This window comes from Pseudomonas sp. RIT-PI-q, from assembly GCF_001297125.1.
Classification (GTDB): Bacteria; Pseudomonadota; Gammaproteobacteria; order Pseudomonadales; family Pseudomonadaceae; genus Aquipseudomonas.
Map to the genome: position 1 here is coordinate 26,706 of NZ_LHPC01000044.1, position 14,441 is coordinate 41,146.

At 59.4% G+C, this 14,441-nt stretch carries 11 protein-coding genes and 2 tRNA genes; 2 read left to right on the top strand and 11 right to left on the bottom strand.

Going from position 1 to position 14,441, the window contains the following annotated elements; translation table 11 throughout:
* Positions 1-186: 186 nt before the first annotated feature.
* Positions 187-2,019 (bottom strand): gamma-glutamyltransferase, encoded by a 1,833-nt coding sequence (gene ggt, locus AEQ67_RS23155; RefSeq protein ID WP_059406143.1) that lies wholly within the window; start codon positions 2,017-2,019, stop codon positions 187-189.
* A gap of 164 nt (positions 2,020-2,183) precedes the next feature.
* Between ggt and AEQ67_RS23160 the strand changes: the two genes are divergently transcribed.
* The gene (locus tag AEQ67_RS23160; protein WP_059406144.1) at positions 2,184-3,293 is read left to right on the top strand and encodes a DUF2817 domain-containing protein; all 1,110 of its coding nucleotides are present in this window, start codon (positions 2,184-2,186) and stop codon (positions 3,291-3,293) included.
* A 111-nt stretch (positions 3,294-3,404) separates the two neighbouring features.
* Here the strand turns inward: AEQ67_RS23160 and AEQ67_RS23165 are convergent.
* A tRNA-Met gene (locus tag AEQ67_RS23165) sits at positions 3,405-3,481 on the bottom strand.
* A gap of 116 nt (positions 3,482-3,597) precedes the next feature.
* Positions 3,598-5,655 (bottom strand): methyl-accepting chemotaxis protein, encoded by a 2,058-nt coding sequence (locus AEQ67_RS23170; RefSeq protein WP_059406145.1) that lies wholly within the window; start codon positions 5,653-5,655, stop codon positions 3,598-3,600.
* 332 nt (positions 5,656-5,987) lie between these two features.
* Here AEQ67_RS23170 and AEQ67_RS23175 point away from each other — a divergent pair, with 332 nt between their 5' ends.
* Positions 5,988-7,205, top strand: coding sequence for an MFS transporter (locus AEQ67_RS23175; protein ID WP_059406146.1), 1,218 nt, complete (start codon positions 5,988-5,990; stop codon positions 7,203-7,205).
* A gap of 180 nt (positions 7,206-7,385) precedes the next feature.
* Here the strand turns inward: AEQ67_RS23175 and ychF are convergent, their stop codons facing one another.
* The 8 genes from ychF to AEQ67_RS23215 form a co-directional block, all read right to left on the bottom strand.
* On the bottom strand, positions 7,386-8,486 hold the full coding sequence (gene ychF, locus AEQ67_RS23180; RefSeq protein WP_008011955.1) for a redox-regulated ATPase YchF: 1,101 nt from the start codon (positions 8,484-8,486) through the stop codon (positions 7,386-7,388).
* A gap of 22 nt (positions 8,487-8,508) precedes the next feature.
* Positions 8,509-9,093 (bottom strand): aminoacyl-tRNA hydrolase, encoded by a 585-nt coding sequence (pth, locus tag AEQ67_RS23185; RefSeq protein WP_008153430.1) that lies wholly within the window; start codon positions 9,091-9,093, stop codon positions 8,509-8,511.
* A gap of 170 nt (positions 9,094-9,263) precedes the next feature.
* Positions 9,264-9,866 (bottom strand): 50S ribosomal protein L25/general stress protein Ctc, encoded by a 603-nt coding sequence (locus AEQ67_RS23190; protein ID WP_059406147.1) that lies wholly within the window; start codon positions 9,864-9,866, stop codon positions 9,264-9,266.
* 141 nt (positions 9,867-10,007) lie between these two features.
* The gene (locus AEQ67_RS23195; RefSeq protein ID WP_003208392.1) at positions 10,008-10,949 is read right to left on the bottom strand and encodes a ribose-phosphate pyrophosphokinase; all 942 of its coding nucleotides are present in this window, start codon (positions 10,947-10,949) and stop codon (positions 10,008-10,010) included.
* A 45-nt stretch (positions 10,950-10,994) separates the two neighbouring features.
* Positions 10,995-11,069, bottom strand: a tRNA-Gln gene (locus tag AEQ67_RS23200).
* Between the two features lie 36 nt (positions 11,070-11,105).
* Complete coding sequence (gene ispE / locus AEQ67_RS23205; protein WP_059406148.1) at positions 11,106-11,957, bottom strand: 4-(cytidine 5'-diphospho)-2-C-methyl-D-erythritol kinase; 852 nt, start codon at positions 11,955-11,957, stop codon at positions 11,106-11,108.
* Positions 11,958-11,959: 2 nt separating this feature from the next.
* Positions 11,960-12,577 carry a lipoprotein insertase outer membrane protein LolB gene (gene lolB / locus AEQ67_RS23210; RefSeq protein ID WP_059406149.1) on the bottom strand — a complete coding sequence of 206 codons (618 nt, stop codon included), beginning with the start codon at positions 12,575-12,577 and terminating at the stop codon, positions 11,960-11,962.
* Positions 12,578-12,581: 4 nt separating this feature from the next.
* Positions 12,582-14,306 carry a tetratricopeptide repeat protein gene (locus AEQ67_RS23215; protein WP_059406150.1) on the bottom strand — a complete coding sequence of 575 codons (1,725 nt, stop codon included), beginning with the start codon at positions 14,304-14,306 and terminating at the stop codon, positions 12,582-12,584.
* Positions 14,307-14,441: the final 135 nt, after the last annotated feature.

A 14,441-nucleotide genomic window follows, 5' to 3' on the forward strand; every position in this document is an offset into this window, starting at 1 on the left:
ATTTTTGAATTCGGTGTGAAAATTATCTCTAATCTATCTCTGCGTTAAGTCAAAAACTGTAAGGGGATAAGTGAAAGCGCTAATTCTTGGGTTGGGCATTTGGCGGCCCCGCTACGAATCCGAGGCAGCGTAAAAAGTAAAAAGGCTTACCCCGCGGTAAGCCCTTTCGTTATTCCTACATACAACTCAATCCCCCAACGCTTCCCCCTCGCGCCGCGGATCCGCCCCGCCCGCCAACGAAGCCTTCCCCTGCGCATCCTTGACCCGAACAATCGCTTGGGTCCCGCTCGTCATATCGATCTCGTTCACGCTGTGCCCTTTGTCCTTCAGCGCCTGAATCAGCGCCGGGCTGAATTGGCCCTGTTCCAATTCGGTCGGGCCGTTGCGGCTGCCGAAGTTGGGCAGGTTGATCGCGGTTTGCGCGTCGAGGTTCCAGTCGAGCAGGCCGAGGGTGGTTTTGGCGACGTATTCGATGATCTGTGAACCGCCGGGGGAGCCAAGGGTGGCGAGGAATTCGCCGCTCTGGCGATCGAAGATCAGCGTTGGCGCCATGGACGAGCGTGGGCGTTTGCCGGGCTCGACGCGGTTGGCGACTTTTTGCCCGTTCTCTTCGGGGATGAATGAAAAGTCGGTCATCTGGTTGTTGAGGAAAAAGCCCTGGACCATCAGGTGTGAGCCGAACGCCGATTCCACGGTGGTGGTCATCGACACGGCGCCGCCTTCGTCATCGACCGCCACCACTTGCGAGGTGGAGATGCGCAGTGGCGAGCGGTCCGGCGCGTAGGCGACCTGAATGCCCGGCGGGGTGCCGGGTTTGGCCGTGCCCATGCTGCGATCACCGATCAGGGCGGCGCGGCTGGCCAGGTAGGTCGGGTCGACCAGACCTTTGACGGGGACGGGCACGAAGTCGGTGTCGGCCACGTATTGCGCGCGGTCGGCGTAAGCCAGGCGTTCGGCTTCGGAGATCAGGTGCACGGCTTCAGGCGCCGGTTCGATGCCCGCGGGTGCGTTGGTTTTGAGCGGTTTCAACGGAGCCAGGGCAAAGCGTTTATCGCGGGTCTCCAAGGCTTCCAGTGTGCCGAGGATCTGCGCCACGGCGATCCCGCCAGACGATGGCGGCGGCATGCCGCACACCTGCCAGCGTTTGTAATCGGTGCACAGCGGCGCGCGTTCCTTGGCGCTGTAGCCTTTGAGGTCGTTCAGCGACAGGCTGCCGGGGTTGGCGTGGCCCTGAACCTTGGTGACGATTTCTTCGGCGATGGGGCCTTTGTACAACGCATCCGGCCCTTCCTTGGCGATGCGTTTCAACGCGCCCGCCAGTGCCGGGTTTTTCAGTTGGGTGCCGGCAGCTTTCGGACTGCCATCGGCATTCAGGAAGTAGGCGACCATCTCCGGCGAACGCCGCAAGGACGAATCCGAAGCGATCAACTTGTGCAGGCGCGGCGAGATGGCAAAGCCTTGTTCCGCGAGTTTGATGGCCGGCTCGAACAACTGCGCCCATGGCAGCCGACCGTGTTTTTGATGGGCCAGCTCAAGCGCTCGCAACACACCCGGCGTCCCTACCGAGCGACCACCGATCTGCGCCTGCGTGAACGGCATCGGTTGGCCATCGGCTTGCAGGAACAGCTTCTCGGTGGCGCCGGCCGGTGCGGTTTCGCGCCCATCGTAGGTGCGAACAGTCTTGCCATCCCAGAGCACGATCAACGCGCCACCGCCAATACCCGAGGATTGCGGCTCGACCAGGGTCAGCACAACCTGCATCGCAATTGCGGCATCAATCGCCGAACCACCCTGACGCAGCATCTCCCGCCCGGCTTCGGCCGCCAGCGGGTTGGCGGCTGCCGCCATGTGTTTCGTCGCGTACCGGGTCTGCAGGTCGGTGCGGTAGCCCGAGGCCTCTTCTGGCGCGACCGGCAACGTCGAAGAGGGCGGGGCGGTGCACGCGGCCAGGGTTAATGCGGCAGCAATCAGCGAAAGGGCTGACCGGCGATAGCGGCTCAAGTGGAAAGCTGAGAACACGCGGGGCACTCCATCCGTGGGAAAAGATCCTCGGACTTTATCGACCGACAGGGTGGGACGCAAACCAGGTCCCGCGGCGACGACACTTTTGCCCTTCATGAATGGGAGGATTTTCTGTAGGGTCAATGGCATCAAACTGGCCAGAAGAACAACAAGAGGCAGACATGCAAACCGAGTTCCCCATCCAGCCGAGTTACCGCACTCAGCGTGAACAGTTTCTGGCGGTAGCGACCGCGGCCGGCGCGACGCTGACCGAGTACCCGCACCCACTCAAAGGGCCTTTCGGTGAGCTCCTGAGCACCGATGTGGCGGTCTTGGGCGATCCGGGTGCCAAGCGGCTGCTGATAGCGCTAAGCGGCACCCACGGCGTCGAAGGCTTCTACGGCTCGGGGTGTCAGATCAAGTGGTTGCAGGAACTGGGCAAGCGTTCACTGCCGGCCGATGTCGCGGTGGTGATGATCCACTTGATCAACCCTTGGGGCACGGCGTGGTTGCGTCGTGTCAACGAAGACAACATCGACCTGAACCGCAATCACCTGAACTTCGAACGTCCACTGCCGGACAACCGGGCCTATGCGGCGCTGCATGAAATCTATGCCTGCACTCAGCGGCAAGGCCCCGAGCGCGATCGCGCCGACGCCCTGCTCGACGAAGAGATTCGCGCACACGGTTGGCCGGCGGTGATGTCGATTGTCGAGGGCGGTCAGCACAGCCATCCCGATGGCTTGTTTTATGGTGGACGGGCACCGAGCTGGTCGAACCGGACGCTGCACCAGATCATTCAGAAGCACGTCGCTCATGCCGACGTCGCGATGTGTTTCGACTTGCACACCGGCGCTGGCGAGTACGGTCATCCGATGTTGCTGACCATCACCGAAGCGGCCTATCCGGCACTGGAAGAGGCCCAGGCCATTTATGGCCCATGGCTCTACACCTTGCACACCGGCGCCGACACACTGAGCGAGACCGGTGTTGCGGCGACCGCGACCGGTTACACCTCGCAGGCGTTGATCAATGCGTTGCCGCATGTGCGGTTGATGCCGTTTGTGATCGAGTGCGGGACGTATCCGGGGGCAGAGGTTCATCGTCATTTGCGCGATGATCACTGGCTGCATCTTCACGGCAATCCGAATGACACAACGGGGCGCGAGATCAAATTGAATCTGCTCGAGCAGTTCTATCCCGCCGACAGCGACTGGCAGGCGATGGTCTGGTTGCGTACCTGGCAGATTTGGGAAAAAGCGTTGTCAGCATTGCCGGCGATGCGCTTCTGATTCAGGTCGAGGAGGAGGGGGCTTTCGCAGCTTCTTTCTCCTGGGCCAGTCACTGACTTTTATCGAGGCATAAAAAAACGGCCTACCTTTCGGTAAGCCGTTTTTAGTACTTGGTGGCTACACAGGGACTTGAACCCCGGACCCCAGCATTATGAATGCTATGCTCTAACCAACTGAGCTATGTAGCCAAGTGGCGCGCATTATTGGCTCGTAACGATGATGTGTCAAGCGTAAATCTAAAATATTTCTCTACGCTTTCAACCGCTTATCCACCTGACCCGAAAAAACGGGGCCGGGGAGGGCATCAACTGAGCTGAAATCTCCCGGTATTGGCACTCAAGGCCTTGCTGCCCTGGCTCAAGGTGTCTGCCGCGAGGTTCACCGCCCGCGCGCCTTCGAGCAAGCGAACCGCTGCCTGATCGACTTGCTGGATGTTGCCGCTGACCTCGTCCGCGGTGGTCGCTTGCTCGTCCACTGCGGTGGCGATCTGCGCCAACGTGTCGGTGACGCTTTGCACGGCACTGGCAATTTCCCCCAGGCGTTCACCAAGGCCGGTGACGGCTTGCGCGTCGGATTGCGCCTGTCCACAGGCGGCTTCCATCAGGCTCACCGCTTCATTCACCGTGCTGCGCAGGCTGTCGACGGTGCCGGCAATTTGCGCAGTCGAGGACTGGGTGCGCTGCGACAGGCTGCGCACTTCGTCGGCCACCACGGCAAAGCCGCGACCTTGCTCACCTGCGCGAGCGGCCTCAATGGCGGCGTTGAGCGCCAACAGGTTGGTCTGCTCGGCCACTCCGCGAATGGTATCCACCACCAATTGAATCTGTTGTCCTTGTTCGCTGACCCGACCCAGTGCCGCAGCCGTTTCGTTCAAGCGCTGATTGAGTTGCTGGATGCTTGCCGTCGTGCGCTGGCTGTCGCGGCTGCTGTCGGCGGCGATGCGCTGGGTGTGCTGAGCGCTGCCGGAGGCTTGTTCGCAACTCTGGGCGACCCCTTGTGAGGTCGCGGCCAATTGCGTGGCCGCAGCGGCGATCTGGCTGATTTGCAACTGCTGCGCCTCGACTTCCCCGAGGGCGCCGCTGGAGTGATGGTTGAGCGTGCGCACCGCGTTGCTCAGTTGCAGGGTTTCGTGATCGACCCCCAGCAGGCTGTTGCGCAGTTGCACCACGGCGACGTTGAGGGCGGTGCTGATAGCGGCCAGTTCGTCGCGGCCCTGTACCGGCACTTGCAGGCTCAGGTTGCCATCGCGCAACGCTTCGGCCAACACAGTGATGCCGCTGGCGCTACGACGAATCGAAGCCTGCAAACAGATAAACAGGTACAGCGCGGCCAGGAGCAGGCAACCAAAGATCGTCGCCACCAGGATGAACTGGCGAATCGCCGAGCCGTGGTAGTAATCCAGGCGCTGATCCAGCGACACCAGCGACTGCTGGCGTAGCGAGGCGAGGTCGGTCAGCAGGGTGTCGAGGCTGCGTTCGAACTCCTCCGGCTTGAGCTTGATGCTGCCGCCGAATACGCCGTCATCGAGGACTTTCAGCTCGGCGTCGAGGTGCTTGAGGCTGTCATGGTATTGCCCGGCCCAGGTTTGCAGGGCGCTGGGCAGGCGCGCTTCAAGCAGGCTGGCGGTTTTCACCAGTTGCTCCCGGGCGTCGCCGATGCGGCCGCGCAGGTCGCGCAATTGCAGACGGCTTTGCAGGGTGAACTGCCCGGACACCACCGACGCCTGGCCGACGCTGGCCAGACGACCGACCCGTTCGATCAGGTCCGGCGCGTGCTGCGTCGAGATCTGCGTCAGCAAATAGGTTTCCAGCCACGGCGCGAGCGTCAGGCGATTGTCCATGGCGATCTGCTCGCGCAAGGCTTGCAGGGCGCTCAAGGCATTGGTGAAACGATCATAACCATCCGGCCACCAGCCGACGCTGCTCAGGCTTTTTGAGTCCAGGCCATTAAGAGCGGTTTGCAACGCTTGATAGCGGGCCAGGGTTTCGCCCTCGGCGCCTTCGGTTTTCAAGGCGTTGCCGAGGTCGGTGGTGGCTTGGACGACGGCGGGTTGCACCGCATCGAACGCGGCCATCGCGGCGAGCGTGGCCGGTGTCGGTTGGCGATTGGTTTCCGTGGCGCGCCAGCGGGCAGCGCGGTCACGCTGGGCAGCGAGCAGGTTATCGAGCGCATCAAGGGCGAGCAGCTGACGAACCCCGGCACGTTCGCCGGAGATCAGGTTCAGTTTGTCGCGATAGTCCTGACCGATCATCAACAGGCTGCCTGCCAGCGGCAGGATAAACAGCAGAAACAACAGCTGAAATTTGCGTGCGAAGCCAAATCGCCCCAGCAGCCCGATCCCCGGTGATAAAAAAGCCTGCATGCCCCATGACTCCTCTGGACACCACGCACCATTGGCGTGCGTCGAGGTCGTTGCGACCGCGACCTGTGCCCCTTTAAAAGGCCTCGAAAGTTCACCCTCGTAAGCTCTGTAGGCCGACTCTGTGGCGAAACTTCCCATTCTCGGTCCCCTTTGTAAGGGGCCGCGTTGAAGCGGATTAACAAGGCAAGATTCAGACCATGGCGTTGCGCTATCACCGATTCTGCGATGAAAAACGAGGTCGTTAGCAGGCTAAGGGGATGGCGCTGCTGCACTGAAAAATGGCACATTGACGCACCTGCCCGTGTGCACCCATCTGTTGTACGGAAACTCCTATGGCTATCAGCAACGCCCAAGCCGGCACCCCGTCGGCGTCCGCGACCTCACAAAGCAGCCCGTTGGTCATGCGCATCATCGGCGCGGTAGCGCTGGCGCACTTGATCAACGACCTGATTCAGTCGGTGCTGCCGTCGATTTATCCGATGCTCAAGGCCAATTACGGCCTGACGTTCACCCAGGTCGGATTGATCACCCTGACGTTCCAGCTAACGGCCTCGCTGTTGCAGCCATGGGTCGGCTACTACACCGATCGCCATCCAAAACCCTGGCTGCTACCGGCCGGGACGGTCTGCACGTTGATCGGTATCTTGATGATGTCGGTGGTCGGCACCTTCCCGATGATTCTGCTGGCGGCGGGGCTGATCGGTATCGGCTCCTCGACCTTCCATCCCGAGGCATCCCGCGTGGCGCGACTGGCCTCCGGTGGGCGGTTCGGCCTGGCGCAATCGACCTTTCAGGTCGGCGGCAATGCGGGTTCGGCTTTCGGTCCGTTGCTGGCGGCGGCGATCATCATTCCCTACGGTCAGGGCCATGTTGCATGGTTCGGCCTGTTCGCAGTGTTTGCGCTGTTCGTGCTCTATCGGATCAGCCGCTGGTACGCCAATCACTTGAGCCTGTTCAAGCTCAAGCAAGGTCAGGCGGCGACGCATGGCTTGTCGAAGAACCGCGTCATCAGTGCGCTGGTGGTACTCGGGCTGCTGGTGTTCTCCAAATATTTCTACATGTCCAGCCTCACCAGTTACTTCACCTTCTACCTGATTGAAAAGTTTGACCTGTCGGTGGCGAGTTCGCAGTTGCACCTGTTCCTGTTTCTTGGGGCGGTAGCGGCGGGGACCTTCTTCGGCGGGCCGATCGGCGACAAGATCGGGCGTAAGGCGGTGATCTGGTTTTCGATCCTCGGTGTCGCGCCGTTCACGCTGCTCCTGCCTCATGTCGACCTGTTCTGGACCAGTATTCTCAGCGTGGTCATCGGCTTCATCCTGGCCTCGGCGTTCTCGGCGATCGTGGTGTATGCGCAGGAATTGGTACCGGGCAATGTCGGGATGATTGCCGGGGTATTCTTTGGTTTGATGTTCGGTTTCGGCGGGATTGGCGCGGCGCTGCTCGGGCATCTGGCGGACATTCACGGCATCGAGTACGTGTACTTCCTGTGTTCGTTCCTGCCGTTGTTTGGTGTGTTGGCGATCTTCCTGCCACGCACCAAAAAGGCCTGACCCCACACATACCCTGACCCCACACATTCTCTGTAGGAGCGAGGCTTGCCCGCGAAGCTTTTAGCGTCAGTGATGACGCCTTCGCGGGCAAGCCTCGCTCCTACAGGGTCGGTGGTGTTGGCCGGATTTCAGGCACAAAAAAGCCGCGTATCAAACGCGGCTTTTTCGTGAACAAATGTTTTACACGTTGAAACGGAAGTGCATCACGTCGCCGTCTTTAACGATGTAGTCCTTGCCTTCCAGACGCCATTTACCGGCTTCTTTGGTGCCGGCTTCGCCCTTGTACTGGATGAAGTCGTCGTAGGCGATGACTTCGGCGCGGATGAAGCCTTTTTCGAAGTCGGTGTGGATCACGCCAGCGGCTTGTGGTGCGGTGGCACCGACGCGGACGGTCCAGGCGCGGACTTCTTCGACACCGGCGGTGAAGTAGGTCTGCAGGTGCAGCATTTCGTAGCCGGCGCGGATCACGCGGTTCAGGCCAGGCTCTTCGAGGCCCAGGGCTTCGAGGAACATGTCTTTCTCTTCGCCGTCTTCCAGTTCGGCGATTTCGGCTTCGATCTTGTTGCAGACCGGCACCACCATGGCGCCTTCTTCTTCGGCGATGGCCTTGACGATGTCCAGCAGCGGGTTGTTCTCGAAACCGTCTTCAGCGACGTTGGCGATGTACATGACCGGCTTGGTGGTCAGCAGATGGAAGCCACGAATCACCGCTTTGTCGTCGGCGCCCATGTTCTTCATCAGCGTGCGTGCAGGCTTGCCGAGGGTGAAGTGAGCGATCAATTGCTCAAGCAGGCCTTTCTGGACCACGGCGTCCTTGTCACCGCCCTTGGCGTTACGCGCGACTTTCTGCAGTTGCTTCTCGCAGCTGTCGAGGTCGGCGAAGATCAGTTCCAGGTCGATGATTTCGATGTCGCGTTTCGGGTCGACGCTGTTGGAGACGTGAATCACATTCTCGTCTTCGAAGCAGCGGACCACGTGGGCGATGGCATCGGTTTCACGGATGTTGGCGAGGAACTTGTTGCCCAGGCCTTCACCTTTCGAGGCGCCGGCAACCAGGCCAGCGATGTCGACGAATTCCATGGTGGTCGGCAGGATGCGCTTTGGATTGACGATGGCCGCCAGGGCTTCCAGACGTGGATCCGGCATCGGCACGATACCGGTGTTCGGCTCGATGGTGCAGAAGGGGAAGTTCTCGGCCGCGATCCCGGATTTGGTCAGGGCGTTGAATAGGGTGGACTTGCCGACGTTAGGCAGGCCGACGATGCCGCAATTGAATCCCATGGTGTTTTCCCCGAGGAGTGAGTCAGGCCTTCTGGCTGTGCAGGTTTTTCATCGCACGGTTCCATTCACCGGCGAGGATATCCGGCAGCACGCCGAGGGCAAAATCGATGCTGGCATCGAGTTTTTCCTGTTCGGCGCGTGGCGCACGACCCAGGACGAAATTTGAAACCATACTGGCAACGCCCGGGTGGCCAATGCCAAGCCGCAAGCGGTGAAAGGTATTCTGATTGCCCAGTTGCGCGATGATGTCGCGCAACCCGTTGTGCCCGCCATGGCCGCCGCCCTGTTTGAGCTTGGCAACGCCAGGTGGCAGGTCGAGTTCGTCGTGCGCCACGAGGATTTCTTCAGGCGTGATGCGGAAGAAACCGGCGAGTGCCGCGACGGCCTGGCCGCTGCGGTTCATGTACGTGGTGGGAATCAGCAGACGAACATCCTGACCCTGATGCGAATAGCGCCCGGTCAGGCCGAAATATTTGCGATCCGCTACAAGGTTTACGCCTTGCGCGTTCGCGATGCGCTCAACAAAAAGGGCCCCTGCGTTATGCCGGGTCTGTTCGTATTCAGCGCCTGGATTTCCCAGGCCAACGATCAGTTTGATGGCAGTCACGATAGGGGCCCTTCCTTGGAGTGGTGGATAACATCGCCGCAATCAGGGAGTGCGGCGAAAGTGGACGACAAGTGCTCATTTACCATTATGTAAACTCCGCGTTCTCGCCCGCTTTCTCGCTACGTTCCAGTCCGCGATGTTACTTGATCACTCCGGCATCACAGAGTGAATTACTCTGCTGCGCCTTCTTCAGTAGCTTCTGGAGCAACACGTGGGGCGTGAACGTTGGCAACAGCCTTGTCATCACCGTGTGCCAGAGCAACAAACTCAACGCCTTTAGGGGCTTTGAGGTCGGACAAGTGAATGATCGAGCCGACTTCGGCGTTAGCCAGGTCAACTTCGATGAATTCAGGCAGGTCTTTTGGCAGGCAGGTCACTTCGATTTCGGAAACAACGTGCGAAACTTCGCCGCCTTTCTTGATCGGAGCTTCTTCGCCAACGAAGTGTACAGGCACGATAGCGGTCAGTTTCTGGCCAGCTACAACGCGTACGAAGTCAGCGTGCATCACGTGGCCTTTGGCCGGGTGACGCTGCAGAGCTTTGATGATTACGTTTTGCTTGGTGCCGCCAACGTTCAGCTCGATGATGTGGCTGTAAGCCGCTTCGTTTTCGAGCAGTTTGGCAACTTCTTTAGCCAGCATGCTGATGGATTCAGGGGCTTTTTCGCCACCGTAAACTACAGCAGGTACCAGGCTTGCGAGACGACGCAGGCGGCGGCTCGCACCTTTCCCCAGGTCGGAACGCACTTCAGCATTCAGAGTAAAATCGTTCATGTTGTATCTCCAAAATAACCACATTCGCCCCAGCGTTTGCGACCAGCGCTAAAGGCGATATGGGCAAAAAAGCCCCGCCCCGACAGGAATGCCGGGGCGGGGCGCTTTTCGTCAACGAGATGGTCGAGAAGGGCAGGGCCCTTAACGGAACATCGCGCTGATCGATTCTTCATTGCTGATGCGGCGGACCGCTTCGGCAACTACCGGCGCGATATCCAGTTGACGGATACGCGAGCAGGCTTGAGCAGCAGCGGACAACGGGATGGTGTTAGTCACCACCAGTTCGTCCAGCATGGAATTTTCAATGTTTTCGATCGCCCGACCGGACAGCACAGGGTGTGTGCAGTAGGCGAAAACCTTGGCAGCGCCATGCTCTTTCAGGGCCTTGGCCGCGTGGCACAGAGTGCCGGCGGTATCGACCATGTCATCGACCAGAATACAGGTACGCCCTTCGACATCACCGATGATATGCATCACTTCAGAGTGATTGGCTTTCTCACGGCGTTTGTCGATGATCCCGAGATCCACGCCCAGGGATTTGGCAACAGCCCGTGCACGCACGACGCCACCAATGTCCGGGGACACGATCATCAGGTTTTCGAAGCGCTGATCTTCAATGTCATCCACCAATACCGGGGAGCCGTAGATGTTATCTACCGGAATATCGAAGAAACCCTGGATTTGGTCAGCATGCAGATCAACCGTGAGAACACGGTCGATGCCGACTACGGTAAGCATGTCAGCAACGACTTTCGCGCTGATAGCCACACGTGCGGAACGCGGACGGCGATCCTGGCGGGCATAACCAAAGTAAGGAATAACAGCAGTGATACGAGTAGCCGAGGAGCGGCGGAAGGCATCAGCCATCACTACCAGTTCCATCAGGTTATCGTTGGTCGGAGCGCAAGTCGGCTGAATAATGAAGACATCTTTACCGCGGACGTTTTCATTGATCTCGGCAGTAATTTCGCCGTCGGAGAACTTACCGACAGAGATGTCACCGAGAGGGATATGCAGCTGACGTACAACACGCCGAGCCAGATCGGGGTTAGCATTCCCCGTAAAGACCATCATCTTGGACACGCGCAGTACCTAGAGGCTGAGGGTAACCTGGATGAGTATAGAAAATGGCAGGGGCGGCTGGATTCGAACCAACGCATGGCAGGATCAAAACCTGCTGCCTTACCGCTTGGCGACGCCCCTGTATCTGTTGCAACGATTACCCAGTAATCGGTTCCTTTAGAGCAGACTTTGCAGCTTGCGATGCAACATCGAAACGTTGCTTCCTTTTGCTACAAACCCTGTAAGGGTCTCTGTAAGAAGGGCCGAGACTTTATCAGCTTCAGCTTTGCTTGGGAAGCCCCCAAACACACAACTTCCAGTTCCGGTGAGTTTTGCTTCGGTAAATTTACCTAACAAATTCAAGGCGTTACGTACCTCTGGATAACGTCTTGCTACCACCGGTAAGCAGTCATTTCGACTGTTTCCCTTGGGAACGGGGCGCACTTTAATGGGAGAAGAGTTACGTGTCAACAACGGATCGGAAAAAATTTCTGCTGTACTAACAGATACTTGCGGCACCAGCACGAGATACCACGGTTCCTCGGGGTAAACAGGGGTCAGTTTCTCCCCCACACCCTCGGCGAAAGCCGCGTGGCCACGCACGAAAACCGGGACGTCGGCGCCCAGCGTCAGGCCCAGCACGGCCAGTCGATCTTCATCCCAGCCGAGTTGCCAGAGATGGTTCAGACCAAGAAGCGTCGTCGCGGCATTGGAACTGCCACCACCGATTCCACCGCCCATGGGCAGGATTTTTTCGATCCAGATGTCGATGCCGAGCGCACAAGCGGATTGCTCCTGAAGTTTTTTCGCGGCTTTGACAATCAGGTTGCTGTCGTGCGGCACGCCGTCGAATTCGGTGTGCAAACGAATCACGCCGTCGTCGCGAACGGCAAAGGTGATTTCATCGCCGTAGTCGAGAAACTGAAAGATCGTCTGCAATTCGTGATAACCGTCTTCACGGCGCCCAAGAATGTGCAACATCAAATTGAGTTTGGCAGGCGAGGGCAGGGTCAGGCGCGGAGCAGTCATGTTCACTGCCCCAGTTTGCGCGGTTGCCATTCCTTGATCACCAGCGTGACATCAAGGTCGGTGCCATGCAGTTTGATCCGCTCGGGCAGCCAAAAGCCGTTTTGCTCGACATAGCTGAGGTATTCGACCTGCCAGCCATCCTGTTCCAGATTGGCCAGGCGGCTGTCGGCGTCCAGTGTCAGGCGGCTTTTGCTGGCCGGCGCCGGGAGCCCGCGAACCCACCAGGCCAGATTGGATACCGGCAACTTCCAGCCCAATTGTTCTTCGACCAACACTTCCGGCGTCGGCGCTTCATAGCGACCTTGATTGGCCACTTCCAGCGAGACTTTGCCGGGGCGACCGGTCAGGCGTGCCGCGCCGCGACCCAGCGGGCCGGAGAGGCGAATGTCGTAATAATCCTGTCGCTGCAGCCAGAACAACGTGCCGCTGCCCGAATCTTTCGGCGCGCGAATGCCGATCTTGCCGTTGATCTGCCAGCCGTCGAGGCTGGTCAGTTGCTGTTTGTACTCGCGCCATTGGGCCGGGTTGCCTTGTCCCTGGACCGATTCGCGGGCGCCGAAACCCGCGCAACCGGCGAGCAGGGCGATGAAACTGAAAACGATGAGGTGGCGCAAAAACATAATCTTAAAGAGTCTCTGATCCGGTCAGGCGCTTGATGGTGCCGCGCAGGGTAGGGCTGTCGGGCTGTTCCTTGAGGAACTTGCCCCAGATTTGCCTGGCTTCCTTTTGCTTGCCGTTGGCCCACAGGACTTCGCCCAGGTGAGCGGCGACTTCCTGATCGGGGAAGCGCTCCAGTGCCTTGCGCAGCAGGCGTTCGGCTTCATCGAGATTGCCCATGCGGAAGTTCACCCAGCCGAGGCTGTCGAGTACCGCCGGGTCTTCCGGATTGATCTGGTGCGCCTGTTCGATCAGGGCCTTGGCTTCGGCATAACGCGTCGTACGGTCGGACAAGGTATAGCCGAGGGCGTTCAACGCCATTGCGTTGTCCGGGTCGCGCTTGATGATCTGTCGCAGGTCTTTTTCCATCTGCGCCAGGTCATTGCGTTTTTCCGCAAGCATCGCCCGGGTGTAGAGCAGATTCAGATCGTCCGGGTATTGCTGCAAGGCGTGCTGCAAGACTTTCCAGGCCGTGTCGCCCTGCTTATTGGCGGACAGGGTTTCGGCTTCGATCAGGTACAGCTGGATCGCGTAATCGGGTTGAGCATCGCGCTCCGCCGCCAGGCGACTTTGCGCTTCGGCGGTCTTGCCGTTGTTCATCAGGATATCGGCCTGACGCAATTGCGCCGGCAGATAGTCGTTACCCGGGCCGACCTGGGCGTACTCGATCAGCGCGCCTTGCGGGTCGTTGCGCTCTTCAGCGATACGACCGAGGTTCAGGTGCGCCGAATCGACGTGGCTTTCTCGTGCGATCAGGTCTTCCAGGTAACCCTTGGCCTCGTCCCAGGCCTTGGCTTCCAGGCAGACCAACGCCAGGGAATAACGCAGTTCGTCGTCTTCCGGGTATTGCTGGACCAGGCTCGAAAACTCGGCTTTGGCGTCGTCCATGCGGTCTTGTTCAACCAGCATGCGCGCGTAGGTCAGGCGCAGGCGTTTGTCGTCCGGGTACTTTTTGATGCTCTTTTGCAGCAGTGGCAGGGCTTCATCGCCGCGATCAAGCGTTTGCAGCAGGCGTGCGCGCAGCAGGATCGGTGCGATTTCGCCCTCGTCCGGCGGATTGTCTTCCAGCAACGCCAGTGCGCCTTTGGAATCGCCGTCCTGTTGCAGCAGCAAGGCCTTGCCGAAAATCAGCTGGCTGTTGTTCGGATGACGCTGCAATAAACGGTCAAAACTTTTCATCAAGCCGTTGCGCGTGTCCTGGTCGGTATCGGCCGCCGACAAGGCAAGGAAGTCGAAATGGGTGTCGCCCTTGCCTTGCAGGACTTTCTCCATATAGACCATGGAGTCGTCATAACGCCCGGCGCGAGCCAGTTGTACGGCTGCGGCCCGTTGGGCTTCGAGGTCGTCCGGGGCGTTTTTCGCCCAGATCAGCGCGGTATCCAGGGCGGCCTGATCGGCGCCCAGGTACTCGGCGATACGGAATGCCCGCTCGGAGATGCCCGGATCCTGAGTGTTGATGGCCTGGGTCACGTAGTTGTCCAAGGCAATGTCGAAACGATTGCGCTGGCCAGCCAGTTCGGCGCTCAACAGGCTGAAGACGGTTTCTTCACTGAATGAGCTGTAAACCTTGGGCTTTTCAGGGGCTGGGTTACTGTCTTCGACCGGCGGCGTACCGTCCGACGAAACGGGCGCCAAGGCCTGGCAGCCGCTGAGGAAGACAAAAGCGAGGAGCAACGCGGAAGATCTATTCATATAGGAAGAGGACGACTAACCTGCGGTCGGATCATCATGACACAAGCCTTCAGCCAAACATAACCGGCCTGTCAATTTGCCGCGAACGCCGCTCCCTGTAGGAGCTGGCTTGCCAGCGAAGGCGTCCATTTGCTC

Excerpts from the sequence above, each read along its gene's own strand:
- AEQ67_RS23160 (WP_059406144.1), top strand. The coding sequence starts at position 2,184 with ATGCAAACCGAGTTCCCCATCCAGCCGAGTTACCGCACTCAGCGTGAA.
- AEQ67_RS23170 (WP_059406145.1), bottom strand. The coding sequence starts at position 5,655 with ATGCAGGCTTTTTTATCACCGGGGATCGGGCTGCTGGGGCGATTTGGC.
- AEQ67_RS23175 (WP_059406146.1), top strand. The coding sequence starts at position 5,988 with ATGGCTATCAGCAACGCCCAAGCCGGCACCCCGTCGGCGTCCGCGACC.
- ychF (WP_008011955.1), bottom strand. The coding sequence starts at position 8,486 with ATGGGATTCAATTGCGGCATCGTCGGCCTGCCTAACGTCGGCAAGTCC.
- AEQ67_RS23190 (WP_059406147.1), bottom strand. The coding sequence starts at position 9,866 with ATGAACGATTTTACTCTGAATGCTGAAGTGCGTTCCGACCTGGGGAAA.
- ispE (WP_059406148.1), bottom strand. The coding sequence starts at position 11,957 with ATGACTGCTCCGCGCCTGACCCTGCCCTCGCCTGCCAAACTCAATTTG.
- lolB (WP_059406149.1), bottom strand. The coding sequence starts at position 12,577 with ATGTTTTTGCGCCACCTCATCGTTTTCAGTTTCATCGCCCTGCTCGCC.
- AEQ67_RS23215 (WP_059406150.1), bottom strand. The coding sequence starts at position 14,306 with ATGAATAGATCTTCCGCGTTGCTCCTCGCTTTTGTCTTCCTCAGCGGC.